General features: G+C 53.4%; 19 protein-coding genes. 6 read left to right on the top strand and 13 right to left on the bottom strand.

All coding sequences use genetic code 11. The features are described 5' to 3' along the window. The coding region (locus tag ACH2EM_RS04590) for a phage holin family protein (RefSeq protein WP_395150941.1) at positions 1–233 on the top strand (233 nt) is incomplete at its 5' end. A 93-nt stretch (positions 234–326) separates the two neighbouring features. After that, a complete protein-coding gene (locus ACH2EM_RS04585; RefSeq protein ID WP_395150940.1) occupies positions 327–884 on the top strand; it encodes a DUF5662 family protein in 558 nt (185 codons plus the stop codon). A gap of 195 nt (positions 885–1,079) precedes the next feature. On the opposite strand, the gene ACH2EM_RS04580 is transcribed toward ACH2EM_RS04585, so the two are convergent. The 12 genes from ACH2EM_RS04580 to ACH2EM_RS04525 form a co-directional block, all read right to left on the bottom strand. Further along, a complete protein-coding gene (locus ACH2EM_RS04580) occupies positions 1,080–2,126 on the bottom strand; it encodes a type IV pilus twitching motility protein PilT (RefSeq protein WP_395150939.1) in 1,047 nt (348 codons plus the stop codon). 25 nt (positions 2,127–2,151) lie between these two features. Beyond that, the gene (locus ACH2EM_RS04575; RefSeq protein ID WP_395150938.1) at positions 2,152–3,831 is read right to left on the bottom strand and encodes a GspE/PulE family protein; all 1,680 of its coding nucleotides are present in this window, start codon (positions 3,829–3,831) and stop codon (positions 2,152–2,154) included. Positions 3,832–3,843: 12 nt separating this feature from the next. Beyond that, positions 3,844–4,701: a hypothetical protein gene (locus tag ACH2EM_RS04570; RefSeq protein WP_395150937.1), complete on the bottom strand. Its 858-nt coding sequence runs from the start codon at positions 4,699–4,701 to the stop codon at positions 3,844–3,846. A gap of 72 nt (positions 4,702–4,773) precedes the next feature. After that, positions 4,774–8,163: a type II secretion system protein gene (locus ACH2EM_RS04565; RefSeq protein ID WP_395150936.1), complete on the bottom strand. Its 3,390-nt coding sequence runs from the start codon at positions 8,161–8,163 to the stop codon at positions 4,774–4,776. A gap of 38 nt (positions 8,164–8,201) precedes the next feature. Next, the gene (locus tag ACH2EM_RS04560; RefSeq protein WP_395150935.1) at positions 8,202–9,038 is read right to left on the bottom strand and encodes a Tfp pilus assembly protein FimT/FimU; all 837 of its coding nucleotides are present in this window, start codon (positions 9,036–9,038) and stop codon (positions 8,202–8,204) included. Between the two features lie 16 nt (positions 9,039–9,054). Further along, a complete protein-coding gene (locus tag ACH2EM_RS04555; RefSeq protein ID WP_395150934.1) occupies positions 9,055–10,632 on the bottom strand; it encodes a type II secretion system protein in 1,578 nt (525 codons plus the stop codon). Between the two features lie 56 nt (positions 10,633–10,688). After that, complete coding sequence (gene gspM / locus ACH2EM_RS04550; RefSeq protein WP_395150932.1) at positions 10,689–11,351, bottom strand: type II secretion system protein GspM; 663 nt, start codon at positions 11,349–11,351, stop codon at positions 10,689–10,691. A gap of 1 nt (position 11,352) precedes the next feature. Further along, positions 11,353–12,819, bottom strand: coding sequence for a hypothetical protein (locus tag ACH2EM_RS04545; RefSeq protein WP_395150931.1), 1,467 nt, complete (start codon positions 12,817–12,819; stop codon positions 11,353–11,355). Positions 12,820–12,841: 22 nt separating this feature from the next. After that, positions 12,842–14,026, bottom strand: a complete 1,185-nt coding sequence (locus ACH2EM_RS04540; protein WP_395150930.1) for a type II secretion system F family protein — start codon at positions 14,024–14,026, stop codon at positions 12,842–12,844. Between the two features lie 15 nt (positions 14,027–14,041). Then, positions 14,042–14,836: a prepilin peptidase gene (locus tag ACH2EM_RS04535; RefSeq protein ID WP_395150929.1), complete on the bottom strand. Its 795-nt coding sequence runs from the start codon at positions 14,834–14,836 to the stop codon at positions 14,042–14,044. A gap of 254 nt (positions 14,837–15,090) precedes the next feature. Further along, positions 15,091–15,723 carry a hypothetical protein gene (locus ACH2EM_RS04530; protein WP_395150928.1) on the bottom strand — a complete coding sequence of 211 codons (633 nt, stop codon included), beginning with the start codon at positions 15,721–15,723 and terminating at the stop codon, positions 15,091–15,093. A 101-nt stretch (positions 15,724–15,824) separates the two neighbouring features. Beyond that, a complete protein-coding gene (locus tag ACH2EM_RS04525; protein WP_395150927.1) occupies positions 15,825–16,370 on the bottom strand; it encodes a type II secretion system protein in 546 nt (181 codons plus the stop codon). Between the two features lie 333 nt (positions 16,371–16,703). Between ACH2EM_RS04525 and ACH2EM_RS04520 the strand changes: the two genes are divergently transcribed. Both ACH2EM_RS04520 and ACH2EM_RS04515 read left to right on the top strand, forming a co-directional pair. Next, positions 16,704–17,165 carry a type II secretion system protein gene (locus ACH2EM_RS04520; RefSeq protein ID WP_395150925.1) on the top strand — a complete coding sequence of 154 codons (462 nt, stop codon included), beginning with the start codon at positions 16,704–16,706 and terminating at the stop codon, positions 17,163–17,165. Between the two features lie 323 nt (positions 17,166–17,488). Continuing rightward, positions 17,489–19,597: a GGDEF domain-containing protein gene (locus ACH2EM_RS04515; RefSeq protein WP_395150924.1), complete on the top strand. Its 2,109-nt coding sequence runs from the start codon at positions 17,489–17,491 to the stop codon at positions 19,595–19,597. A gap of 179 nt (positions 19,598–19,776) precedes the next feature. On the opposite strand, the gene ACH2EM_RS04510 is transcribed toward ACH2EM_RS04515, so the two are convergent. Beyond that, entirely contained in the window at positions 19,777–21,450 is a 1,674-nt protein-coding gene (locus ACH2EM_RS04510; protein WP_395150923.1) for a glutamine--tRNA ligase/YqeY domain fusion protein, read from the bottom strand. Between the two features lie 332 nt (positions 21,451–21,782). Here ACH2EM_RS04510 and ACH2EM_RS04505 point away from each other — a divergent pair, with 332 nt between their 5' ends. Then, entirely contained in the window at positions 21,783–22,697 is a 915-nt protein-coding gene (locus ACH2EM_RS04505) for a YitT family protein (protein ID WP_395150922.1), read from the top strand. Positions 22,698–22,784: 87 nt separating this feature from the next. Further along, complete coding sequence (locus ACH2EM_RS04500; protein ID WP_395150921.1) at positions 22,785–25,706, top strand: acyl-CoA dehydratase activase; 2,922 nt, start codon at positions 22,785–22,787, stop codon at positions 25,704–25,706.

Below are 25,706 nucleotides of genomic sequence, written 5' to 3'. Positions count from 1 at the left end.
CCCACGCTCTTACCCGATTGAGCAGCGATATGCTGGGAGTGCGGCTGGAATTTTTGCAGATGCTGGGCTGGTTTACTCTGGCCAGTTTTTTGGTGAATGAAGCCCGGAGCATCTGCGAGAATTTTGTGGCTATGGGATACCCGGTGCCGGTGTTTTTGGCGAAGGGGCTCCAGATTACCCAGGAACTGCTGGAGCAGCAGGCGGAACCCAGCCAGGCGCTGGAAAAGCGCTGAAATAACCAAGCAAGGACTGGCGTAAACAGCCATACCATGCTATAATACATAGCACAATATGGCTGCCATACCGGCAGAGAGGAGAGCAACTGCATGGAGGGCAAGAAAAACCTGCCTGCCCGGCTTTGGGGGCATTTTACCACCGTAGGTTACCACAAATGGCTGGTATTTTGTAACTGTGCTCGTATTGGGCTGGTGTGGCAGGGGATAACCCACGACCTTTCCAAATACAGCCCGGCAGAATTTATACCCGGTGTGCGGTATTTTCAGGGCAACCGCAGCCCAAACGATGCCCAGCGGCAGGCGGAAGGATGCAGTACGGCATGGCTGCATCACAAAGGGCGAAACAGGCATCATCTGGAATACTGGATTGATTACGACCCGGCTGGAAGCGGACAAATGGTAGGAAACCGCATTCCTTTGCGATTGGTAGCCGAGATGTTTTGTGATCGGATTGCAGCCAGCAAGGTGTACATGAAAGAGCGCTATACGGATGCTAGCCCCTGGGAATATTATCAGCGTGGGAAGGGGCATTACATCCTGCATCCGGAGAGCCGGGAACAGCTGGAATGGATGTTGAAACTGCTGAAAGAGCAGGGCGAACAGCGAGCCTTTGCGGCCATTCGGCAGCGACTGAGCCAGGAGCGGTGAAGAGGAGTCTGGTTTTATAGGGACAGCGGGCATAGGCGAACGATGGAGAAAGCCCAGCTGTGAAAGTGAATTAGAAAAACAAAAAGCAAAGCCTTTGCAGATGCAAAGGCTTTGCTTTTTATGTTTGGGATGAAATTGACTGCGCCACAAGCAGACAGAGAGCTGACGGCGGGATGGCTGCCGTATAGCGGGCAATCAGCGGATGTAGCTGTTCAGCTCCTCGGGGTCGCTGGAGCGCTGGAGGGCAGAGGCATAGTCGATGCGGCCAGACTGCACAAGCCGAGCCAGGTGCATATTCAGGGTTTGCATACCGTCCTTGGCGCCGGTCTGCATGACACTGGGCAGCTGGTGGGCCTTGCCCTCACGAATCAGGTTGAGGGCGGCATCGGTACCCACCAGAATTTCCTGGACGGCAATGCGGCCGGAGCCATCGGCCAGGGGAATCAGCTCCTGGGTGATACAGCCCTGAAGCACGCCAGCCAGCTGGGTGCGAACCTCCTGCTGAATCTCGCCGGGACAGGCGTTTACAATACGGTCTACTGTGTTGGCTGCACCAATGGTGTGCAGGGTACTGAACACCAGGTGGCCGGTTTCGGCGGCGGTGAGGGCAGCGGAAATGGTTTCGTAGTCACGCATCTCGCCCACCAGAATGACATCCGGGTCTTCACGCAGGGAGCTGCGCAGAGCAGAGGCGAAGGATTTGGTATCTACACCCACTTCACGCTGGTGGATGACACAGGTGCCTGGCTCGTAGACATATTCCACAGGGTCCTCAATGGTGACGATGTGTGCCCGTCGGGTGGTGTTGATGTGCTGAATCATAGCGGCCAGGGTGGTGGATTTACCGCTGCCGGTGGGGCCGGTGACCAGAACCAGGCCACGGGGCTTGGAGGCAAGGGCCCGGACGGTACCGGGCAGGCCCAGCTCGTCGATGGTGGGGATGCCGGCTCGGAGCAGACGGATGGAGGCGCACAGGTGGCCCTGTTGGCGGAACACATTGACACGCTGACGCTGGCCATCGGGAGTGCGCAGACAGAAGTCGGCATCGTCGCCATTTTCCAGCATGGTACGCATGGGGGCAGGGAGTGCATCCCAAATCATTTGTTCGGCTTCGCCGGGGCCCAGGGGAGCACCGGGAAACAGCTGGCCCAGCTTACGGAAGGAAGGGGGCTGGTCGTGGCTGACATGCAGGTCGCTGGTGCCCTGGGCACGGGCCTGCATAATTAAATCTTGCAGGGTCATGAAACATTCCTCTCAATGAATGGATTTAGTCGGCGCCGTAGGTGAGACGAACTACTTCGCTGGGGTCGGTAACGCCGTTGCGGACCAGACGAATGAGGCCGCCCCGAAGGGTGGTGGCGTGCTGGTTATCCCGCACATACTGGTAGATGTCGTCGATGTCCTGTTCGGCGCTGATCATACGGCGCATATTTTTGTCGATTGTAATAACCTCATGTACCGCTACACGCCCCTTATAGCCGGTGGAGTTGCACATATGGCAGCCTTTGGAGCGGTATACCTGGGTAACATCCGGCCCCAGCATATCCTGTTCTTCGGGGGTGGGGGTATCGGCATAGCGGCAGCTGGGGCAAAGCTTTTTGGCAAGACGCTGTGCCACTACACCCACCAGACTGTTGGCCACCATGAAAGGTTCTACTCCCATATCTTCCATACGGACAATGGCGCTGACTGCATCGTTGGTGTGCAGGGTGCTCAGCACCAGGTGGCCGGTAATGGCGCTTCGCACACTGATTTGGGCAGTTTGACTGTCACGGGTCTCGCCCACCATGATAACATCCGGGTCCTGACGGAGCAGAGCGCGCAGGCCAATTTCAAAGGTTAGGCCAGCCTGGGGGTTTACCTGCATCTGGTTGATGCGGGGCAGGTTTTTTTCCACAGGGTCTTCAATGGTTGCCACATTGATGGGCTGTTTGGTGAGGCGTTCCAGCATCAGATACAGGGTAGTGGTTTTGCCGCTTCCGGTGGGTCCGGTAATGTAGATAACACCATGGGGATTTTGGAGAATTTCCAGACATTTTTGGTAGTTTTCTTCGTCCATGCCAAAGGTGTCTGCCCGTTCGATGGTTGCGGTGGTATTAAGGAAACGAAGTACCGCCTTTTCGCCGTAAATGGTGGGAATCACATTGGCACGCACATTCATTTCAAAGCCTTCGATGGTGTTTTTAAAGTGACCGTCCTGGGGAAGGCGTTTTTCCGCAATGTCCATACCGCAGAGGATTTTGGTACGGGCAATCAGAGGCAGGTGCAGCTGAGGCTGGAGGGTTACATAGTCGATGAGCTGGCCATCAATACGCATACGCACCAGCAGCTCGGTTTCGTATGGTTCGATGTGGATATCCGACACGCCGGTGGTGTAGCCGCGCACCAGAAGGCTGTTGAGCAACTTTACCACAGGGGTTTGGTCGTCCTCGTTCAGGTCAATCTGGTCTGCCATGGACTGGAAGCTGTCGGCATCAATGTTGCTGGCAGCCGCGGCACTGCGGGCATCCACCTCGGCGTATTGGTATTCGATGGCGCGCTGGATGGCCTCTTTCGAGGCCAGCACCACCTGTACCAGCATGCCGGTAACCAGCTTGATGTCTTCCAGTGCGTAAAAGTTCAGAGGGTCGTTCATGGCAACCACCAGGTGGTTGCCACGAGTGCCTACTGCAATGAGGTTGTAGCGTTGGGCCAGTGCTTTGGGGATTTTTGCCACGCAATCTGCCTGGATGGGATAGGTATCCAGGGGAATGAATCGCATGGAAAGCTTTTGGGCCAGGGCACTGAGCATTTGGGCTTCGGTGATGTAGCCCATCTCGATGAGCGCCTCGCCCAGACGCTTATCCTTGTGTTGTTTTTGGTAGGCAAGAGCCTGCTCAACCTGGGCTTCGGTGATGTAGCCGTATTCGACCAGCACCTCGCCCAGACGGATCATGGTTTTTGGCATGAGAGCACCTCATTATTTTGTGGTGATGTTAATGGAATCGAAGAAAATCCAGGAATCTCCGTCCTCGGAGTACTCCAGAGTGAGCTTAACGGTACGCTTGTAAGAAGCAGAACCGCTGTAACCTCCAACTACGACCTTGGCACCACTGTTTGTTACTTCGAAATACATCATGGGTTTATTCTTACCATCCTTGAGGGGATACGTATCAGATGTGGCTCCAGTGGAGCTATCGAAAATTACAGTATCGTTTACTAACCAGCGCAGATACTTATCTTCCAAAACAGAAAGATCTGGATTTTTATTAGGGTCGATGGTGGAGATAACGGTTTGTTTGCCATTGTCGATGGTGAAACCACCGTCTGAGGTGGTGGGACCGGTGACAGTTTCATTGAGAATGCTGGGGGCAACCCGTATCCACAAATCCAGCGGAGCAACAGTTGACTTGGAGGAGGTAAAGCGTACCTTGACAAGTGCTTCCCCTTCGGTGATTGTGTTGAATTTCAGACTAAGATTATAGCCGGCAACCGTTTGGTCTACCGAGTGGCTGCGAAGTATGCCATCTGTGTCAGATACGATGGTCCAGCTGCCTGCTGTATCCTTGGTATAGGTAGTTTTATCCTTTGTGTAGGCGTACAGATTGAGGGTTTCTTTGCAGTTGACCAGTACCGTGGCATTGTTGTAGTAGTGCTTGCGGTCCTGGATGGCAGAAACTTCCTCGGTGAAGGCAACCAGAATGGGAATGGTAACCACCCTTACCTTAAAGGTGCTGGGAGAGGCCATGGAATAGGGGTATACGGTGGTGGTATAAGTAACCGTATAGGTGCCGGGAGTGTTTAGCATGGAAAGATCCAGTGCGTCTCGACCCTGCACCGGAGAACCTGCCACGCTGGCACCGGTGGCATCGTTGGTGATAACCCAGTTGCCCTTAAGGGTGTTATGAAGCTAGTTGAGTGCATACACAATCAGATTCTGGCCGGCGTTGATGGTAAGGACGGTATCGGCAGTTACCAGGGAATCCGGAGTGGGGATACGGCCGGTGGACAGGATGGGAGAGGGGAACTCAATCTGGATCGTGGCAGACTGAGGAGCCACCAGCGGGGTAACAGTGCCGCCTGCATAGGTGGAGTCCTGATAAGTGAAGGGGGTGCCGGTGACAGTCTGGCTTGTGGTTTGGGGCGCTTGGTTGCTCCAGCCCACCTGAAAGTCGGCCTGCCAGATGGCAACGCCAGCGTTGATTGCAGCGGAATTTAATCCATCCGAAGGTTCTTGCAGGGTGGTAAAGCTGGGGGCCTGGGAAAAATCCAGACTGCTGGAAATTTTACCGCCCAGATGAGTTTGGGCATCACGCATCCAAAGCAGGGCATTATGGATGTATTGGCCTAGCACTTTGTTTTGGCTGGGGCAATACGCCTGTACCCGCAGGGTAGTGGCGGTGTTCTGAGACAATATTCCGGTGTAGGGTACGGCGCCCTGGGGAGCAAAGCTTCCATCCCCTTGCGATACCAGGGTTCTCAGTTGAATCAACTGAGAATTCTTGGTGTTTTCGCTGCCATTGTAGAGGATAAGCGTAAGGCTTGCCTTAGCGCCTTTCAGACTGGAATATTGGCCGGAGTTACATACATACTCCAGCTGGATGATGCCTTCGGAGTACGGTACCACCGAGAGGGGCAGCTCGTAGGCGGGGTTGTACTGATCTTGGCTGTTGTTGATTGCATCGATGGTTTGCTGGCCCAGCAGAGAGGGCAAAACATCGTTGCCTGCATTGCCCTGGGCGTTGATGGAGCCAGTGATATACCAGCCGCCGGAAACGCTGTTGGTTTGGGCAGTACTGGGGAAGTAGGCTTTCAGCGCTTGCAGGTTGGAGGCATTGGAGGTATCAATCCAGAGGTAGCCATCGTTCAGCAGACCGCTGTTATCGCCCACCAGACTTCCGTTGCTGAGCTGTACAGTGCCGGAGAAAATCTGGGGCTTTTCGGTAATGATAACGGTAAAGGTGAATCCGTTGTACCAGTTGTAGCTGGTGTATGCAGGCTGGGTGGGGTCGTTGGGTTTAAAGGTGACCGTGTAGGTGCCGGGGCTGATGGTGCCGCCATTGAAAGCCTGTGCAACATTGAGAACAGAAGTTCCAGTGGGTTGGTAGTTTACCTGAGGCCAGTGGCGGATAAAGGACCAGTCGCCAATCAGGGCACCGGTTGCGGTATTGTTAAGCGCATTGAACAAGGCGTTTTGTGCGGTGCCAGACTGTAAATCCTCCAGATAAATCAGCTGGGTGCTGCCTGGCTCGATGTTGGTTCCATCCCCAGTTTGGATGATGGGGGTGGGCTGGGTGACCTTGACGGTGGCAGAGCGCTTAGTGTTGGGAGCACTGGGGTGCATCCAAACATCATAAGTGCTGTCGTACTTCTCCCAGACCCAGGAGCAAATTTGGTATTCCTGGAAGTGCGGCAGGCCGCCGGGGTTCACTTCATCGAAATACAGGGGAATTACTGCTTTGTAACTGTCGCTGCTGGAATCGTAAAGCAGTTTTTGGGCAGAAGGTTTTACGATGGAGTTAGGTGTATAGTTGGAACTGTTGTTCCAGCGGAAGATACTGTTTTCGCTCCAGTCCCAGGAATAGTCTCCCTTATAGGTGCTGATATTGACCATGGGCTGGGCGTTAAACAGGTTTTCCAAAGCAGTTTTGGCTTCGCCTTGGCCTGTAATTTTGATGGTGTAAATTGCCGATACAAAGGATTGGCTGATGTTGGGAACGGAATGGTATTCGGTGGTGTAGAACTTATTGTTGGCGCCAGCATCGCTTTTGCTCAGGTTGATGTCCCATTCCATGAGAGCAGAATTGGCTCCGGAATAAAAAACGATGGTAAAAGTGGAGGACTGCCCATCGGGGATAGAATCCGGATTTTTGTTATAATCATCCACCCGTGCGGTAGTAGCTTTCACCGTTACAATGCATTCCTGATTGGCAGAGATGGAAATACTTTTGGTTATTTGCGGGAAAGAATTTCCAAAAACAGCTTCGGTTGAGAGAGGAGTTCCGTCGGGTGCTACGATTTTTTCGATGGTCCATTCGGCGTATAGAGGTCCACTAACGCTGGATTCAAAAAGTCCGAATTTTTTGTAATTCCAATCGGTTAGTTCAATTAAGATGGTTCGGCCGGAAACAGAGGGCATATTCTCCAGCTTACTCCAACCATTTGTGCGGTAAATGCCCAAATCACCAGTTTGCACAGGAGGAGTGGAGGGGGCTGGGGTTGGAGTTAAAGAAGGAGAGGGGCTTGACTCCGGCAAAGTGACCGTAACCGTGGTAAAATCATGAGCGGTTAGCAAATCTTCCGCAGTGCCGCCGATTTTTTGGCAGCTGGCATCGGCATGAAGCTCCACGGCGTAGGGGGTGGATTTAAGAGCGGTAAAGGTGAGGGTGTAGACCCATTTACCGGCTTGCTCATCCTTCACCGGCTCGCTGATGGAAACCGTGAAGTACTCGTTGTTGGTACCGGAGCCCTGCTGGCCGTTCTGAGCCTTCCAGGACCAATTCAGCTGAAGGGTGTTTGGGTCTGCGTCGGCCGGAAAGGTAAGGGTAGTGGTGATGGATTTGGTGGAATGTTCCTCATCCAAATCCACCCGACCGGAAGACATGAGCAGAATCAGCATAGTAGAGCTTGGCTGGTTGCTCACAACAGGAGAGAAGCCTTCGTCCGGAACAGGGGTTTCGTCCGGCAGGATTGGAAGGTCTTCGGGTGATGTGCCGGTAAAGTAGATGGTTAGGTTTTCGGATGTGGCAGCCTGGGCCTCTGCCTGGCCTTGCTGGTTTGCAAAGGTAGTACGGGTAGAAAGAAGCTGCCCGGTGATGCCTTCCAGTGCGCCGGTTACCTGCGCATTCAGGGTAGAAGGCTGGAAGGCGGCGGTGCGCTGGTAAAGGGTGGCTTGTTCGCCTTTGATCTGTTGCAGTGTAATGGTAAGGGAAAGGCTGTTGCGGCCCTGGGCCTGCGCTTGCAGAATGAGATTGCAGTCGTTTTGGTAATCCTGCCCGTAGACGGTGGCACCGTTCAGGGTAAGCAGGCCGTTTTCGTTAACGGAAAGCTGGTTCCAATCTTCGGGGTTTTCGGGGTGATCGCTGTCGTCGCCCAGATAGATGCGGTCGGCGTCGTTGAGCAGGTCTACCACATAGCTGTAAATGGATTCGCCTGCCTGGCTGGCAGCGGCGGTGTTTTGTGCCTGGTAGTTCTGCTTTTGGGCAATGGGTAAGATGGGCACTAGAACGGCAGATAGCATGCCGCCCAGTACCATGGCGACTACCAGTTCGATAAGGGTAAAACCAGAACGGCGTTTCATGGTGAACAATCCTTTCTGTATGATGTAAAAATATGGGGTTAAAAGAATCCGGCTAGCTGAATGCGTGCGTATGCAATATTCAGCAACTGGCTAAGCCGCTGTTTTTGGCTGAGTGTGGGAGCGGAGCCTGCAAAACGGCCAGCATCCAACCGGAGCGAGGTGGCGTTGGAAGCAAAATCACCCAGGGATTGGTGAATACTTGCCTGATACCAGCCAGCAGGCAGGGGAATGCCGTCAATGGTGGAATCACCCTGGACATAAACCAAAGTAGCCTGGGAAGCAGAGCCGGCCAGAATGACGGAGTTACTGTTGAGCTCGTAAGTTCCGCCTTCCAATACAATGACAGGGGAGATGAGGTTGATTTCCAGTATAGCGGTACTTTGCAGCCTTCCGGCGGCCAGATAAACACTGTCCGGAGCTAAATTCTGGAAAGGTGTGAGGGTGAGGCCTGCCAGATTAGGTGCGGGCAGGGAGAGAGAGTCGTGGTACAGTACATCGGAGGAAGGAGGTACGGCATCGCTGCTTTGCTGCCAGAGGCTGGCGCCCAGAAACTGGGGACTGGAGGCAAACAGCAATCGGCTGTTGTTAAAAACAGCCTGCACCAGAGGTGTGTAAGATGGCCCAAGAACATTACTGATTGTATTTTTTGCGGTAAATTGTACAGATGCAGGGGTGCGTTCCTGGTCGGTTCCGCTGGGCAGATAGAGAGACTGCCGCAGCTGATTGTCGTTGTCTCGTTCTGCATCAGCTTCCAGCTGGAGGGCCCAGGTGGCCCGTGCGAAGGAGGCAAGAACCAGTGCAGCAAAGGACAGCACCACCATGCCTACCGTGATTTCTACCAGGGTAAAGCCTTTTTTTGTGGATGGTTTGGGCAAGGTTCAATCCTCCTTTTTATTCAGAGTGGGAATTGGTGCGAGAGATGGAGATTACTTGCAGATAGGGATAGTCGTGCCCCTGGCTGGAAGGAGCCAGCAAGGTGCTTTCATCGCCTTGAACAGCAACGGGAGGTACATAGTTCAGGGTCAGGGAGGGGATTTGTCCTTCGGTATTTTGAATGTGGACGGTTACATTTTGCAGGCATCCGTAGATGGTTGCCCCGCTGGGGACGGTAACCGTGCAGTTTTGGCCGCTGCCATATACATATAAATAGTAGGGACCGCTGCCATTCAGGTTAAGGGTGGAGCCCTGCTCCATATAAATTATATTACCCACCTTGTTTTCTGGACTGGGCTGGGAGTTGGACAGGGTAGCGACGCTGTCCTGTGTCACTTTATAAATGTTGGCGTTATCGGTGGTGGGAGGGGCCAGTTGGGTCGTGCTGTCCAGGTCCTGGGCTTGGGCGGCCAGCTTGGGCTGAAATTGGTACAAGTTGGAAGAACGATCGGCCAGGCTGCCAATGCCGGTAATGCTGAAATTGGAATTGCCAGCCCGCTGCAAGGCAGGGTTATTGGCAATGTAGACGGGAATGCCATCGGCACCATAAACCACGGGAACCTTTTGTTTGGCATCGTCGTTGTTTTGGCCAGCCATAGACCGCACCATAACACTGCCGTCTACTACGGTATTGCCGCCGTAATCCAAAAAGGAATCGGCATAGATTGAACCGTTTTTGATGTAATTGCCAGGATACATGGTGAGCAGATTGGGGCTGCTGGCATTGGAGCTGCTGGCCATGTAAATGCCGGTAAGCCGGGTGGATTTGCCTTGCCCATCGGTGCTGTTAAAAATACTGCTTTCCAGCGTGAGGCTTTGGTTTGTTACCAGCATACCGGTAACGGAGGAGCCTACCAGGTGAACCTGTGCCCCATCCAGTGCCACATTGCCCCCCAGCTGGCTGTCCAGCAGGGTGAGGGAGGAATTGGACTGGCCCGAAAGGATGTCTTGCGGGTGGAGATACAGGTCGGTGCCTGTGCCCAGAGTGAGCTGAAATGCCCCTGCGTCACCGGTACCGCCGCTTTCTTGAGGGCGGCTGGCTTTGAGCCAGCCGGACAACCCCGCACCATAGAGAGTGGGGGGAGTCAAATCGCCGGAAATAAGCTGCACCGTCATGCTTACGGACTCGGTTTCGGTGTTGCCTGTTACCCAGGCAGTTGCTGTAAGCTCATAAAGGCTGCTGTTGGATTCTGGCTGGGCAATGGTGATTATCACATCGCCAGTGAGGGTATAGGAGCTTTCGCCCTCTGCTGTTTGGGGTGTAACGCTGAGGGTGGTTTCCAGCCGGTCGGTTTTGCCCAGGTATTCGGTTTGGCCGCTCTGAGCAATACGCTGGCTTTCGGAGTCTACCAATAGATAGAGAGCGTTGGCAGCCAGGCTCTGGGCTTCGTTGTTAAGTACATATTCCCGGCTGCGCTGCCGGTCGTTGTAGGCAGTGGCCAGCATGGAAGCACCCAGAATCATCATAAGTGTGATAAAAACCAGGGCTTCCAGCAGGATAAAGCCTTTTTTGCGGGAGTGGAACAGATGCGCCATGGCGGCCTCCTTTTTTTGGTTACAGCAGCAGGGCCGGACCGATGGCGGCCTGAACCTTACTGAATGGCATCCAGCATATACAGCTCCAGCGTGATACTCCAGTTGCCCATTTGGGAGCTGTCAAAGGTCATGAGCCGTACCGGAACACGGTCGGCCAGATCGGTGAAAAAGTCCTGAAGGGCAGCTTCTTCTCCGGTGCAGGTCATGGAAACCAGGCAGGAAAGAACCTGTGCAGTGTCCCCCCCTGTGGTGTTGGGAGTAGTTTGAGCATCGGAGGTGTTGCCTTCGGCCTGCTGGGCGGCCTGAATCTGGTTGCCCCAGGTATAGCCGTAGGTGGTGATTTCGGAAAGTTCACCGCTGCTGAGATCCTTCACCGAAAGGCCGGAAATGCTCATGTCGGTGGCAACAAGACCATGCAGGTCGGTGAGGGCAGTCACAAGCTCGGTGGCCTGGTTGGTGTTAAGAGGCTGGTAAAACAGTTTGCCGGCCTCGATGGCCCTTTGCCGGGCCTGCTCCTGCTGCTCTTTCAGCTGAGGCAGCTGCTGGATGCTTTGCTCCATACTAAACTTTTTGTCCTGCTCGGTTAAGAGGGCGTCCTGCAATGTAAGGCGCTTGTTGAGGGCGGGGGAAATCAGGTACATATACCCCACTGCCAGCACTGCAAAAATGGCCAGACCAAAAAGGAGCATTTTTTCTCGCTGTGTAAGTTTGTACTGCATATCAGGAGACCTCCACATCATTTAAAGTGCACACGATTTGAAAATCGTAGGTGCCGGTCTGGGTGTTTTGAGAATAGCCGGTGTAAATAAGAGAGGCGTAGTCTTCCAGATTGCGGAAGCGGGCTACCACAGCGGCAATTTGCCGATAATCCGCAGCAGAGCAGCTGTAAGTAATGGTGCGGGCGGATTGTACAAAGTTATAGCTGGTGATGGTAGCGGCAAGACCTGCGGCATTGTTGGCCCGGGCAAGCATGCTTGCTGTGAGCTGGGGAGAGGTAAGCAACAGATTTTTGGCCCGCAGCGCTTCGGCCTCGGCAGAAAGGTAGTACCCGGTAATGGTACGGGCAGTTTCGGCCTGAGCCATGAGGGCCAGATTTTCGGGATTTTGGGTGTACTGGCGCAGCTGGTTAATCTGGCTTTGCAGCTGGTGGTTGCCAAAGGCGATGACACCCCAGGCAATGCCCACCGCCACAGCCAGACCAGCGGGAATAGCCCAGGGCAAAGAGGCGGTGCTTTTTTCCAGAGTGGAATCCTCTTTTTTGTTGAGTTGGGTCAGGAAGTTGGTGGTTTTGGCCTTGGTTTTAAGCATACAGCCAGCCAGAGGAAAGGCATCCGTCAAAAGGATGTCTGCATTATCCCGGTAATTAACCTGGGAAAAATCGGGCAGAGGCTCGGCGGTGATGCGGAAGGTATCGGCCACTACCCGGCAGCCAGGTTCCTCGGCAGGTTGCAGGCCACAGAAGTAAACCGTGTGGGCAGGTTCGGCGGCTTTATTACTCTGACTAAACTGAATCATGCTGCTGATGTAGCCCAAAAGCTCGCCCACCACCGCAGGTGTGCCGCGGGGAGTAATGAGGTGGCTGCGGGTGTTCATCAGATAACGGCCATTGCCAAACAGATAGGTGGTAACAGAGGAACCGTCCAGCACACATAGAATAAAGCTGAGCTGAGCCAGCTGGGGCAGGAACTGAACCATGCGTACACAGCCGGACAGGGCGGTGGTAATGCCAGTGAGTTTGATGTTAGCCTGCTGGGCCAGCTGGGTCAGCTGCTCCAACATGGAGCGCTCGGCACAAAAGCAGAGAAGGTCCTGCTGTTCGCCGGGGCGCATGGCGGTGTAGTCGTATACCAGGTCACGATTGGTGGAGTCCAGCTCGGAGAGCTCCTTTAACACAACGCCATGGGTTTCCTTATCATTGAGCGCAAGGGGAACCGACAGGGTTTTTGCCATGACCTGGCTGGAATCAATCACCAACTGCACCTTCAGCGCAGAATTACCGGCCTGCTTGCGCAGTTCCAGCATGGCATTGCCCATGGCCTCGGCATCGTGCAGCACGCCAGCCAGCATACAGCCAGCGGGCAGAGGCTGCCGCCAGGATTTTAAAAAGTTTAATGTTTTGCCGTTGGAGCTGCTGCGCACCAGCAGCAGCTGATGGTCCGAAAGATATAATGTATATTGGACTTGCATTCCTTACACTTGCCTCCTTGTATCAGGACACATTGCCGTACATACCCCAGATGGGTACCAGTACGCCAACCATGATTAGGCACACAATACCGGCCATGAACACAATCATGAGCGGTTCAATCATGCCTGTAAGCTTGTTAAGAGCCAAATCGGCCTCGTATTCGTAATTTTCTGCGATGTTTTCCAGCATCTGATCCAGCCGGCCGGTTTCCTCGCCTACATAGATGGTGGGGGAAAGCTTGGAGTCGAAGCCATCCACACTTTGAATGGCCTGGCTGAGCATCTCGCCGCTTCGCACCTGGCGGATTACCTGGGAGAACTGGCTGGTAATGTAGGAGTTACCCAGGGTGTAGGAGGCGATTTCCAGACTGCGAAGCATGGAAAGGCCGCTGGAATAAAGGCTGGACTGGGTGCGGGCAAACCGCGCGGTGTAGATGATGCGCATATGATTTTTGACGATGGGAGCTTGCAGTTTAAGCTTATCCCAATAAAAGCGCACCATAGGGTAGGAGAACGCAACCTGTACCGCTGCCATGCAGCACAGCGCTGCAATGCCCAGGATGTACCATTTTTCGGCCAGAAAGTGGGAGAAAGCCATCATCATGCGGGTGGCAATGGGGATGGACATACCCTGAAAGATGGGTTCCAGCTCTGGCATAACCACCAAAAAGATGATGAGCACAGCACCCACACACACAAGAGCCAGAATTTTGGGGTACATGGTGGCACTTTTGATGCGGTTATCCATGCGGTGCTCCTTTTGGTAATGGGTGGCCAGTTTGGAGGCTACCTGTTCCAGCTGACCGCTGGCTTCGCCTGCACGAAACATATTAATCATCATTTCCGGAAAGATGCCCTGCTGGGCCAGAGCATCGCTGAGGGGCCGGCCTTGCTGAACCAGCTTTTGTACCTCACGGTAGGCGTCGGTAGCAGCGGATTTTGGTTTGCCCATCAGAATGATGTTCAGCGCACGGCTGAGGGTGATACCGGCCGCAGTCAGACTGGAAAGCTGACGGCAGAACTCGCTGAGTTCCATAGCTTTGAGCATTTTTTTGCGTCCGGTTGTGTCTTCTTTTAATTCGCAGCGGGTAAGATAGACGCCATCTTTTTTAAGAGCGTCGTAGAGGGCTTTTTCATCGGCAACATTCAGAGTGCCTTTGACCTGTTTGCCCTCGGCGGTTTTACCACAGTAGATATATTCAGGCATGAAAACTATCTCCTTTTAAGCAGGAAAAAATGAGAGGTACCACTGCACAATGGGAGTGCCAAACAGCAGCGCCAGATAGGAGCCGGCACACAGAGCAGGGCCAAAGGGCATATGCTGCCGTTGGCCAGGCTGTGCACGGCCGGTTGCAAACAGTACAATGGCCTGGCCGCAGGCCAGCAGAAGGGCAATCATAAACGCCACCAGCGTGTTTTGCCAGCCCAGCATAAAGCCGCATACTGCCATGAGCTGAATGTCGCCCCCGCCGAAGGCGCCGGGGATTATCAGGGTGATGATGAGCAGCGGCAGGCTGATGACAAACAAGCCAATGATGCGGCTGGTGAGAGAAATCTCCGGAAATATCCATACGCTGAGAACCGCTGGCAGGCAGAGCAGCAGAGTGTACAGGTCTGGAATTTCCATGGTGAGGCCATCGTACAAGCCGATGAGCAGCAGAAAAGCACCTGCCAGAAGGCAAAGAGCCAGCTTGCCGGGACTAAGGGGATAAGCTGCAAAGGCCCAGGCGGCTGCCAGGCCGCCAATCAGTTCGCTGATGGGGTACAGGGGAGAAAGGGGCTGGCCGCAGTGACGGCAGCGGCCCTTGTGCACAATCCAGCTGAACACCGGAACCAAATCACGGGCGGTAAGTACGGCACCGCAGGCATCGCAATGGCTGCGGCCCTTAAAAAAGGGGAGACTGCCGGGGGTTATGGTGCGATGAACCACCACCAGCAAAAAGCTGGCGCAGCAGGCACCAACTAAAAAAAGATACAAGCAGATAAAAATGGTAAAACCCCAGGACAGAGCGGTCATTGTAAAATCACCTCAAAAGACAGGATGGCTGTGTGGCTGACAGCTGAATCGGGAAAAAGGCCGCCAGCATTGTTGCAATAACAAAATGTACCAGAGGCCTTGGATTGTGTGATTGAAGATGCCAGCCCCAAGCAGGACCCAAAAGGCTTGGGGGCAAGGCTTTTATTCTATAAGGTATTATAACATTCACTAAGGAAAAAATCAGCAGCAGAATATGAAAAAAACAGTGTTCTTATGCTACAAGCGGAGGGTGGTTAATCCTCAGAGGTGTACAGATGTACCGGCATAAAACTGCCCTTGCTGAAGGAGAGATCGGAATAAGGATTGCCCACGGCTTGCCAGAGACAATCCGGCCGGGTTGGGTTCTTGGCGTAAGAGTCGCTGTCAATCCACAGTTCCAGGGTAAAGATGCCATCGTGCTGGCTTATGGCGTACACATAGGTGGGGTCAAAAGAACCGGCGGAAAAGCTGGTTTTGTTTAACAGACCTTGCAGGGTGAAGTTGGAGAGGGTTTGGCCGTTATCCTGGGGGAGATGGGATGCAATGGCCCGGCGCAGAATGCTGCCATTGGCATCGTCCTGCTGGGCATCCGGTGCAATGTAGTACTGGATGGAACCGTCTTTAGCAGGTTCCAGCTGGCCGGAGCAGGTCATAAAACCAGTTTGAACAGCGGTGCGGATAAAGCGAACATTGCTTTGCAGGGTCATTTGGTGGGCGTAGCGCACCACCGGCTGGGCAAACATCAGAAAAGCTGCCACGGCACCGCCTAAGATCAGGATAAACACCAAAATCTGTACAACACGGGAGTCTTTGGCTTGGTTCAGCTCCCGGTCGAAGTTCATCTCAATGCGCTGCTGGGCGGTGGGCTGGTGTTTGCGAAAAATCATGGAAACACCTCCAAAAACAGTGAGATTGGGCTGGAGCGAGGATGCAAAAAAAGCGGTGCGGCACAAAGCCGCACCGCTGGGGGTTGGGGTTATAGAGGGAATTAAGTAGAGCTGGAGCCAGCGCCAGAGCCAGAGCTGGAGGCAGCAGCGGTATCCATTACATTGGTGCCTTCACCAGGCTCATATTCTACATACTTGCCAGTCTGGTAGGTGGCATAAATCTTGGAGATTTTTTTGTTGGCAACAACAATAACATACTTGTCTTTTGCCATATCGGCACCGGGGGCAGCAGCGCCGTTAGTGTCGTTGTCAGTAACAGTGATGTTTGCTGCGGGGAAGCCAGTCAAAGCGGCAACGCGAGCAGTGAAGGTGGTGTCGCCAATGGTGATATCGCCAGCGTTGGTCGAGCCAGCAGCGTTAATGGTAATATCGTTGCCAGCAGCCAGGCCCTCAGCAATAGCAGACTGGCCAGCCTGGTAAACAGTGCGTACATTGGCCAGGTAAGCGGCCTTACGGCTGTTTTCGATGTAGCCCATAACAGTGGGGATAGCGGCAGCTGCCAGGATGGCCATGATGACCAGAACCACGATCAGCTCGATGAGGGTGAAGCCCTTCTTTTTGCGAAGGTTCATCAGTTTGTTCAGCATGATTGAAACTCTCCTATGTATAAAATATTTTTTTACAAATCACGGCTCTGCACTACAGAAGCCGCAACGGCAACAGGGTAGACAATGTTTTCAAAAAAGGATGGTCAAAAAATCAAAATCTGGTAAGATGATGATAAAAGGCATCCCTCTTGAAATTATCTATATGTTATTATATATTGTTTTTAGAAAAATGCAAACCAAAAATCATGGCTGTTGCTATTTTTGGTGATTTTTATTGTAGTAATTCTCAATAAGAGGAGTTGATTTGTCACAATGCGAAAAAAATGGGCTCTATTTTTTACAACCTTGTTACCTGTCAAGCAGCAGCCTCGGATGGCTGAAAATAGCTTTGCACTGCGGAAAAAGGCAGGATTTACCCTAATTGAACTGATTGTTTCCATGGTCATAATGGGTGTTCTGGCGGCAGCTGGCACGGTGGTATACAATCAGATGGTGGTGCACTTTAGCCAGGCCAGCTGCAAAGACAGCCGTCAGCAGGCGGTGCAGGCGTTTGTTTCGGACTATTTGCAGGGGGAAATTTCCCGCAATTTGAGCAGCTTTACCGGAACAGACGGCAGCGAACGATGCAAGCAATGGCTCAGGGACTACCGCAGCCGCAGCCAGACCAACGGAGATGAATGGACCCTGACGGTGGAAAAGGTGCAGGGCACCGAAACCAGTTACCGGGTGCGCATTGCCTGTGCCCGCCATACCGATGAAGCCCCAGACCAACAGCCCAGTGCAGTGGTGAATGAGGTGGATTTGAAAACAAGCGGAACAACGGGTGGCACTTAAACCGATGACGCAGAAGTTGCTTTAACAGCAGGCATACTAACGAAAGGCAGAGGCTGGAATAGTTGTTGAAAATAAAGGCGAGCTGCTGCACAAGCAGGAACTTTATGCACAAACCTGGGCCTATCTATTGATTCATGGTATTGATTTTGCTACAATAGGAAAGAAACTTTATTCGGGCATTATATATAGAAAGAGTCATAAAGGCAGGCGGCCTGAAACTATGCTTTGCTGCTGGTATTGCGCTGCCCCACTCTGGAATAAATCATTGAAAAATGGGTTTGCCATGGGTGTTGTTTTTCAATTGAAGGGAATGACAGGGAGATATGGAGAAAATTCTGTTTCGGCGGATTTCCGCTGTGTTTTACAGCCTCACCATCGTGGTGTTTTTGGTGGTAAGCGTATTTATACTGCGTATGCAAATACAGAGTGCCTACAAAGATTTGGACCAGATGATGCAGGATGTACAAACAATGTACTATTCCAATGCCGAAGTTCAAGCAGAGCTGCAAGCTCAATTTGAAGACGACTACCTTAACCGAGTGCGTGCCATTGACAAGATGTTTGGCCTTTACACCGATGATTCCTGGAAAACTACCCGGGAGCTTGACGAGATTGCCCGGATGATGGAAGTAGAGGCTATTTTTTTGGTGGACTGGGAGGGCGTGATTACAGCCTCCAGCGACACCTTGTCTCTGGGATTAAATCTGTATGAACGGGAGGAGGCCAAAAATTTTTGGCCGCTTATTGAAGGGGACTCTCACACCGATCATGTGGTAGAGCTGGAAAGCGTGAGCATTTCCACTTGCGAAAAGCGTATCTATGTGGGGGTGCGCAGCAGCCGCCCGGAGTATTCCATGGTGCAAATTAGTGTGCCGGCAGAGGCGCTGTATAATTTGCAGTATGCCAACAGTCTGGTAGGCATTTTGCGCAACACCCCCACCCTGCGCAGCCGTACCATCTTTTTGGTGGATAAAGAAACCGGTGACCTGGCTTCCATTACTCAGAACAACGACCAGTACATTCAACTGGGGGACGGCGTCACAGGGGAAGAATATGTAATGCAGATGCAGAGTATGAAGGACGGCAAGTTCTGCAAGGTAAACGGCACCATGTATTACATCAAAACCACTGAGATAGGCGATTATATTCTGGGTGCCATGATTGAAGGCAGCGTTGTGCACAGGGTGTACATGGTGCAGATAGGCTTTATCATGGTTGGCTTCTTGGTGATAATGCTGGTGATGTTCTTCTCCATCCGCAAATATCTGCGCCGTTATGTGCTGGACGATTTGGGCCGCATTGAAAAAAATGTGGGTGAGCTGCTGGAAGGTCATTATAATGTAGAGTTTAGCACCAAGTACAATACGGAGTTCCGTGCCATTTGCCAGGTGATGAACGACTGGCGTGACAGCTATAAATCCAAAAGCCAACGCATGACCCGCATTATTGGTGCCATTGACCAGCATGTGGGCGTATATGAGTGTCTGCACAGTATTCAGAGCAACTTCTTTTCGGAAAACATGAAGGATATCCTGGGGTTGAATGCCAGTATGTGGACAGCGGTTTCCAAAAGTCCTCAGGAATTCAGCCATTATATGAAAGCCTTGCTGGAGGGCAAAGACCCGCAAACAGGCCTGGTACAGGTGGGTGACCGTTACCTGGAAATTGCTCTGTTTGAGAGCGAGGATGCTGTATACGGCATGGTGATGGATCGCACTGCGGAGATATGCCGCCAGCGTGCCATGGAGCAGGAGGCCGAAACCGATGGCCTGACGGGCCTTACCAACCGTGCCGGTGTGGAGCGCCGCATTGCCGAGCTGCTGGAAGCAGAGCCGGGCCGGGGCATTATGCTGCTGTTTGACTTGGACCATTTTAAAGCGGTGAATGACAACGAAGGCCACCCGGAAGGCGACAAGGTGTTGCGCAAGTTTGCAGCCATTTTGAGAAGCTACTTCCGAAAAGATGATGTGGTAGGACGACTGGGCGGCGATGAATTTGTAGCGTTTATTATCAACAGCGTGTCCAACGATACCCTTGCCAACAAGATGAATTGGCTGATTGAAACGATGCTGATTGAACTGCGCCGCTACCACGAAACCTATGGTTTGGCTGTTAGCGTTGGCATTGCCTATGCAGATAAGGACAATTCTACTTATGAGGCACTGTATGCAGCGGCGGATAGTGCGTTGTATGTGGTAAAAAAGAATGGCAAGAATGGATTCTATATCAATGAGAACAGCCTGAGCCATACCCCAGAAAATTGCGCCCGTTGCCGTAATGTGCGCTGTAAGCGCCCCATAGTACTGCGTCAGCGGGGCTTGTTGCCGGCACAGGTAATTACCGGCGATTGCTGCAAAGACGCCCAGCCCTCCAATGAACCGCAGAAGGAACCAAACAGCGGTACCCCTGTGGAGCAGGATGGCAAAGAATAAGGGGCGGGGCAGCATGGCCAATGGATGCCAGTGCTTGGGTGCCAAGCATAGCCTGGGTAGCTGCCCCAGCATTTTAAAGCAAAGGTCATAAACAGAAAAAAGGAACCTCTCCGCAAACTGCGGAGAGGTTCCTTTTTTGTTGTTGTGTTGCTTTGGCAGCTTTTGGAGCAGAAACTGGATTATTTCTGTTCCAGAGTTTTGCTGAAGCTGTCTTTGAGTGTTACGATGCGGCCAAATACGCCGGGATTTTTGGAGTCCGGGGTAAAGTAGCCCATGCGGACAAACTGGAATTTCTGGCCAGGGGCAGCTTCTGCCAGGCTGGCTTCCAGCTTGGCGTGAGACAGTACCTTGACAGAGTCCGGATTCAGGAAGTCCTGGTAAGAGGCATCTTCCGGCAATTCATTCATGTTTTCCTGGGTGAACAGGGTGTCGTACAGGCGGATTTCGGCGTCCACAGCGTGGGCGGCGCTTACCCAATGAATGGTGCCCTTAACCTTGCGGCCATCCACGGGATTGCCGTTGCCGGTTTCCAGGTCGGCGGTGCAGCGCAGCTCCACTACTTCGCCGTTTTCGTCGGTAATGACCTCGTTGCACTTGACGATATAAGCACCCATCAGGCGAACCTCACCCTCCGGCTTCAGGCGCTGAAACTTGGGCGGGGGAACCAGAGCAAAGTCGCTTTTTTCGATGTACAGACTGCCAGAGAAGGCCACCTTGCGGGTGGAGCTGTCGTTTGCGGCTTTGTTGGGGTTGTTGGGAATATCAAAGTATTCCACCTTGCCTTCGGGGTAGTTGGTGATGGTGAGCTTAATGGGCTCGGTTACTGCCATACGGCGCAGAGCAGTGGTTTCCAGCTCGGTGCGGATGCAGTACTCCAGCAGGCGGTAGTCCACCAGGCTGTATACCTTGGAAACACCAGCTTTTTTTACAAACTCAAAGATGCTGTCCGGGGTATAACCACGGCGGCGCAGACCGCATAAGGTAGGCATACGGGGATCGTCCCAGCCGTCCACAATGCCCTGTTCCACCAGTTCCCGCAGGTAGCGCTTGCTCATAACCGTGTTGGAAACATTCAACCGGGCGAACTCACGCTGGATGGGGAAGGGCCCCAGGTGCAGGTTATCAATCACCCACTCATACAGGGGACGATGGTTTTCAAATTCCAGGCTGCACATGCTGTGGGTAATGCCCTCGATGGCGTCCTGAATGGGATGGGCAAAGTCGTACAGAGGATAGATGCACCAGGCATCGCCCTGGCGGTGATGGTGTGCCCGCACAATGCGGTAGATGGCAGGGTCACGCAGGTTCATGTTGGGGCTGGCCATGTCGATTTTTGCACGGAGGGTACGGCTGCCGTCGGCAAATTCGCCGGCACGCATCCGGCGGAACAGGTCCAGGTTTTCTTCAGGGGTGCGGTCCCGCCAGGGGCTGGGCTTGCCGGGCTGGGTGAGGGTGCCCCGGTACTCCTGCATTTCCTCACGGGTCAGGTCGCACACATAGGCCTTGCCGTCCACAATCAGCTGCTCGGCATACTGGTAGCACTGTTCAAAATAATCGCTGCCATAGTAGATGCCGCCGTTGGGGATGGCACCCAGCCAGCGCAGGTCTTCTTCGATGCTTTGTACATATTCGTCGTCTTCCCGCACAGGGTTGGTGTCGTCAAAGCGCAGGTTGAACTTGCCGCCGTAAGCGTTGGCGATGCTCCAGTTAATCCAGATTGCTTTGGCGCTGCCAATGTGCAGGTAGCCGTTGGGTTCCGGCGGGAAACGGGTGTGAATCTCGTTTACACGGCCTTCTGCCAGGTCTTTGTCAATGATCTCGGTGAGAAAATTGCTGGGCTTTTCTTGCAACATGCTTGTTTCGCTCCTTTTATTCACACAGGGCCGGAGGGCCCAATGGTTGCCTTTATCGTATTATTGTACAGGATTTTTCGGCGCTTTGCAATAAAAAACACAAACTGCTGCCTGCTTGCAGAGTGTGTCCGTGAGCATTGACAGAAAAGCCTGGGTGTGGTACCTTTAAGAAGATTTGTCTATTATATGATTAAATAGGTAAGAAGATGCGGCTTTTTGACAGGTTCAAAAAGCAAACGACTGTTTTTGCAAAATACCTTTTTGCTTGCCCGGCAGCTACAAATGCCTGGCATTTTGTGAGTGCAGCCGTGCAGCAAGGAGGAAATTTAAGCATGAACCAGCCTTCCAAGGACGCCAAACGGCGCAAGCTAATCCCTTTTTTGCCCGAAACAAAGCTTTCCGGCATGGAATTTGTGCGCTATGCATGCTTGTTGAATTTAGGATTGGTGCTTACCGCAGCGGGCATTCACTTGTTTAAAACCCCCAACCATTTTGCCATGGGCGGCACCAGCGGTATGTCTATTATTATGGCTACCCTATGGCCAGGCATGAATGTAGGCGGAGCGCTGTTTATCATCAATGGCATTCTGGTGGTGCTGGGGCTGTTCTTTTTGGGCGTTAAAACCATGGGCGTTACGATTTACTCCTCGTTTGCGCTTTCCGCCTATGTAAGCCTGTTTGAGGCGATTATCCCCATGAATGCCCCCTTTACCCAGGATACAATGCTGGAGCTGGTGTTTGCGGTTGCACTGCCCGCCGCAGGCAGTGCGATTGTGTTCAATGTGGGGGCCTCCACAGGCGGCACAGACATTGTGGCGATGATTTTATCCAAGTACACCAGCATGGAAATTGGCAGGGCGCTGCTGCTGTCGGATTTGGTCATTGCCATGTGGGCGGGTGGCTTGTACGGCATTGCAACTGGTTTGTATTGTACGCTGGGCACCTTTGCCAAGGCTTTTATGGTGGACAGCGTGATTGAAAGCCTGAACCAGCGCAAGGTGGTTACCATCATCACCAGCTGCCCCCAGGATGTAAAGGAATTTATTTTGACTATCCTCAACCGCAGTGCCACGGTGTACGAGGCTGAGGGTGCCTACACAGGCCGCAAGGAGCAGGTGTTTACCACTGTGCTCACCCGCCGCCAGGCTGTGCTGCTGCGCAACCACCTGCGCCGGGTTGACCCTCACGCATTTTTGACCATTGTAAATTCTTCAGAAATTGTAGGCAAGGGATTCCGGGCCTTGTAAGGCCTCCTTTCCCTGCACAGCCAGCCCCGTCATCCGGACTGGGGAAAGCGCTGTTTTGCTTGGCATACAAAAAGGAGTGTAATTTCCATGCGAGTAGGATTGGATATTGGTTCCACTACCATTAAGTGTGTTGTATTGAACGAACAGGATCAGGTAGTGTTTGACACCTACGAGCGGCACGGCAGCCACATTGCAGAAAAAGCACAGGAGCTGTTGCAGCGTCTTCATGAGGAACAGTTGAAGGGCCAACCGGCCTACCTGGCTATCTCTGGCTCGGCGGGCATGGGTTTGGCAGACAGCTGCGGTGTGCCCTTTGTGCAGGAGGTATTTGCCACTCGTGTGGCCGCCAATCGGCTGGCGCCCGGTGCCGATGTGGTGATTGAGCTGGGCGGCGAGGATGCGAAAATCCTGTTTTTGACCGGCGGCACCGAGGTGCGCATGAACGGCAGCTGCGCCGGAGGCACCGGTGCGTTCATTGACCAGATGGCCACCCTGCTGAAGATGAGCCCGGAAGAACTGAACCAGGCGGCAGCACAGGCCACCAAGACTTACACCATTGCCAGCCGCTGCGGCGTGTTTGCAAAGAGCGACATTCAGCCCCTGATTAACCAAGGCGCATCAGCAGGGGATATTGCCGCCAGCATTTACCAGGCAGTGGTCAACCAGACCATTGCAGGCCTTGCCCAGGGCCGTGTGATTGGCGGCAAGGTGCTGTACCTGGGCGGGCCCCTTACTTTTAACAGCGTGCTGCGGCAAAGCTTTGATAAAACCCTTGGTCTGCAAGGGCTGTGCCCGGAGCACAGCCTGCATTTTGTGGCCATGGGTGCAGCCTTTTATGCAGACAAACAGCTGGATTGCGGCCAGGTGGCCCAGGCGATAGGCGGGGTGGATTTAAGCGGCAGCTATGCCAGCCAGCCCCCTTTGTTTACAAACCAGCAGGAATACGAGGAATTTCACGCCAGGCATTTAAAAGCAAGCGTGCCCCACAAGCCTTTTGGCGCCCAGTGCGGCCCGGTGCACATTGGTGTGGATTCCGGTTCCACCACCGTGAAGGTGGCTGTGATTGATGAGGACTGCAACCTGCTGTACACCGATTATCAGCCCAACCTGGGAAATCCGCTGCCCCTCATCCGCAAGGTGCTGCTGGAGCTGTACCAAAAGCATCCCCAGCTGGAGGTAAAAAGCCTGACCAGTACCGGCTACGGTGAGGAGCTGGTGAAGGAAGCCTTCCGGGGAGACCTGGGCGTGGTGGAAACGGTGGCGCATTTTACCGCTGCCCGGCATTTTTTGCCCCAGGTAGATTTTATCATTGACATTGGCGGCCAGGACATGAAGTGCTTCAAAATCGAGGACCAGGCCATCAGCGACATCTTTTTGAACGAAGCCTGTTCCAGCGGCTGTGGCAGCTTTTTGCAGACCTTTGCCCAGGCGCTGGGCTACGATGTGAAGGAGTTTGCCGCTCTGGGTCTGTTTGCAGACAAACCGGTGGATTTGGGCAGCCGATGCACCGTGTTTATGAACTCCAGCGTAAAGCAGGCCCAAAAGGACGGTGCTTCCATTGCCAATATCTCGGCAGGTCTTTCCATCAGTGTGGTTAAAAACGCCATCTACAAGGTAATTCGTGCCGCCAGTCCCCAGGAGCTGGGCCGCCACATTGTGGTGCAGGGGGGTACCTTCTACAACGAAGCTGTACTCCGTGCCTTTGAGCAGGAGATGGGGGTGGAGGTTATCCGGCCGGATATTGCCGGTTTGATGGGAGCCTTCGGTGCAGCCCTCTACGGCAAGAGCCAGGCAAAACCCGGCCAAAAGAGCACCATGCTGAACCAGCAGGAGCTGGAGGAATTTACCCAAAAGGCCCGGAATGTCCAGTGCAATCTTTGTACCAACCACTGCCAGCTTACCGTTAACCAGTTCAGCGGAGGCCGCAAGCTCATTAGCGGTAACCGGTGTGAACGGCCGGTGAATGGCCGGGCTGCGGCAGAGGGGTTGAACCTTTACGAATACAAGCAGCAGCTTTTGGCCGGCTACAAGCCAGGCCCGGCGGTACGGGGCGTGATTGGCCTGCCCATGTGCCTGAATCTGTATGAACTGCTGCCCTTCTGGCATACCTTTTTTACCAGCCTGGGCTTTTCGGTGGTTACCAGCCCTCGTTCCAGCCGGGAACTTTACATCAAGGGGCAGGCAAGCATTCCCAGCGATACGGTGTGCTTTCCTGCAAAGATGGCCCACGGCCACATTCGAGCCTTGGCCGATATGGGGGTAAAAACCATCTTTTACCCCTGCATGAGCTATAACATGGATGAACACCTGGGCGATAATCATTATAACTGCCCGGTGGTGGCCTACTACCCGGAGGTTCTGGCGGTAAACTGCCCGGAGCTGGAAGGGGTAGACTTCATCAACGATTATGTGGGACTGCATCGCCCCAAGGACTTTAAAAAGAAGATTTACTCCATTTTGCACAGCCGCTGGCCGGATTTGAACCGCAGCCAGGTGGACCGTGCAGCGGATATGGCTTATCTGGAATACAATGCCCACATGGAGCGCGTGCGGCAAAAGGGCGAGGAAATCATTGCCGCCGCCCGCAAAAACGGCCAGCGTATCATTGTGCTGGCAGGCCGCCCCTACCATGTTGACCCGGAAGTAAACCACGGCATTGATGCCCTGCTGGTGCGGCATGGTGCGGCGGTAGTGACCGAGGACAGTGTGGCATGGCATACCCCTAAATTTGCCACCACCGTCCTGAACCAGTGGACCTACCACTCCCGGCTGTATGCAGCAGCCCGCTACTGTACCACCCAGCCGGATATGGATCTTGTGCATCTGGTGAGCTTTGGCTGCGGTCTGGATGCCATTACCAGCGACGAAACCAAGGAGATTTTGCAGCAGGGCGGCAAACTGTACACCCAGCTGAAAATTGACGAAATTACAAACCTGGGTGCGGTGAATATCCGGCTTCGCAGCCTGTTTGCCGCCCTGGACGAAAAACAGAACCAAAAGGGGGAGTAA

The sequence above is a fragment of the uncultured Allofournierella sp. genome, assembly GCA_944382705.1.
Lineage (GTDB): Bacteria > Bacillota > Clostridia > Oscillospirales > Ruminococcaceae > Allofournierella.
This window is presented reverse-complemented; position numbering and strand designations above follow the sequence as displayed.

Excerpts from the sequence above, each read along its gene's own strand:
- ACH2EM_RS04510 (WP_395150923.1), bottom strand. The coding sequence starts at position 21,450 with ATGTTGCAAGAAAAGCCCAGCAATTTTCTCACCGAGATCATTGACAAA.
- gspM (WP_395150932.1), bottom strand. The coding sequence starts at position 11,351 with ATGCAGTACAAACTTACACAGCGAGAAAAAATGCTCCTTTTTGGTCTG.
- ACH2EM_RS04540 (WP_395150930.1), bottom strand. The coding sequence starts at position 14,026 with ATGCCTGAATATATCTACTGTGGTAAAACCGCCGAGGGCAAACAGGTC.
- ACH2EM_RS04515 (WP_395150924.1), top strand. The coding sequence starts at position 17,489 with ATGGAGAAAATTCTGTTTCGGCGGATTTCCGCTGTGTTTTACAGCCTC.
- ACH2EM_RS04505 (WP_395150922.1), top strand. The coding sequence starts at position 21,783 with ATGAACCAGCCTTCCAAGGACGCCAAACGGCGCAAGCTAATCCCTTTT.
- ACH2EM_RS04575 (WP_395150938.1), bottom strand. The coding sequence starts at position 3,831 with ATGCCAAAAACCATGATCCGTCTGGGCGAGGTGCTGGTCGAATACGGC.
- ACH2EM_RS04545 (WP_395150931.1), bottom strand. The coding sequence starts at position 12,819 with ATGCAAGTCCAATATACATTATATCTTTCGGACCATCAGCTGCTGCTG.
- ACH2EM_RS04530 (WP_395150928.1), bottom strand. The coding sequence starts at position 15,723 with ATGATTTTTCGCAAACACCAGCCCACCGCCCAGCAGCGCATTGAGATG.
- ACH2EM_RS04565 (WP_395150936.1), bottom strand. The coding sequence starts at position 8,163 with ATGAAACGCCGTTCTGGTTTTACCCTTATCGAACTGGTAGTCGCCATG.
- ACH2EM_RS04555 (WP_395150934.1), bottom strand. The coding sequence starts at position 10,632 with ATGGCGCATCTGTTCCACTCCCGCAAAAAAGGCTTTATCCTGCTGGAA.
- ACH2EM_RS04535 (WP_395150929.1), bottom strand. The coding sequence starts at position 14,836 with ATGACCGCTCTGTCCTGGGGTTTTACCATTTTTATCTGCTTGTATCTT.
- ACH2EM_RS04500 (WP_395150921.1), top strand. The coding sequence starts at position 22,785 with ATGCGAGTAGGATTGGATATTGGTTCCACTACCATTAAGTGTGTTGTA.
- ACH2EM_RS04525 (WP_395150927.1), bottom strand. The coding sequence starts at position 16,370 with ATGCTGAACAAACTGATGAACCTTCGCAAAAAGAAGGGCTTCACCCTC.
- ACH2EM_RS04585 (WP_395150940.1), top strand. The coding sequence starts at position 327 with ATGGAGGGCAAGAAAAACCTGCCTGCCCGGCTTTGGGGGCATTTTACC.
- ACH2EM_RS04520 (WP_395150925.1), top strand. The coding sequence starts at position 16,704 with ATGGCTGAAAATAGCTTTGCACTGCGGAAAAAGGCAGGATTTACCCTA.
- ACH2EM_RS04580 (WP_395150939.1), bottom strand. The coding sequence starts at position 2,126 with ATGACCCTGCAAGATTTAATTATGCAGGCCCGTGCCCAGGGCACCAGC.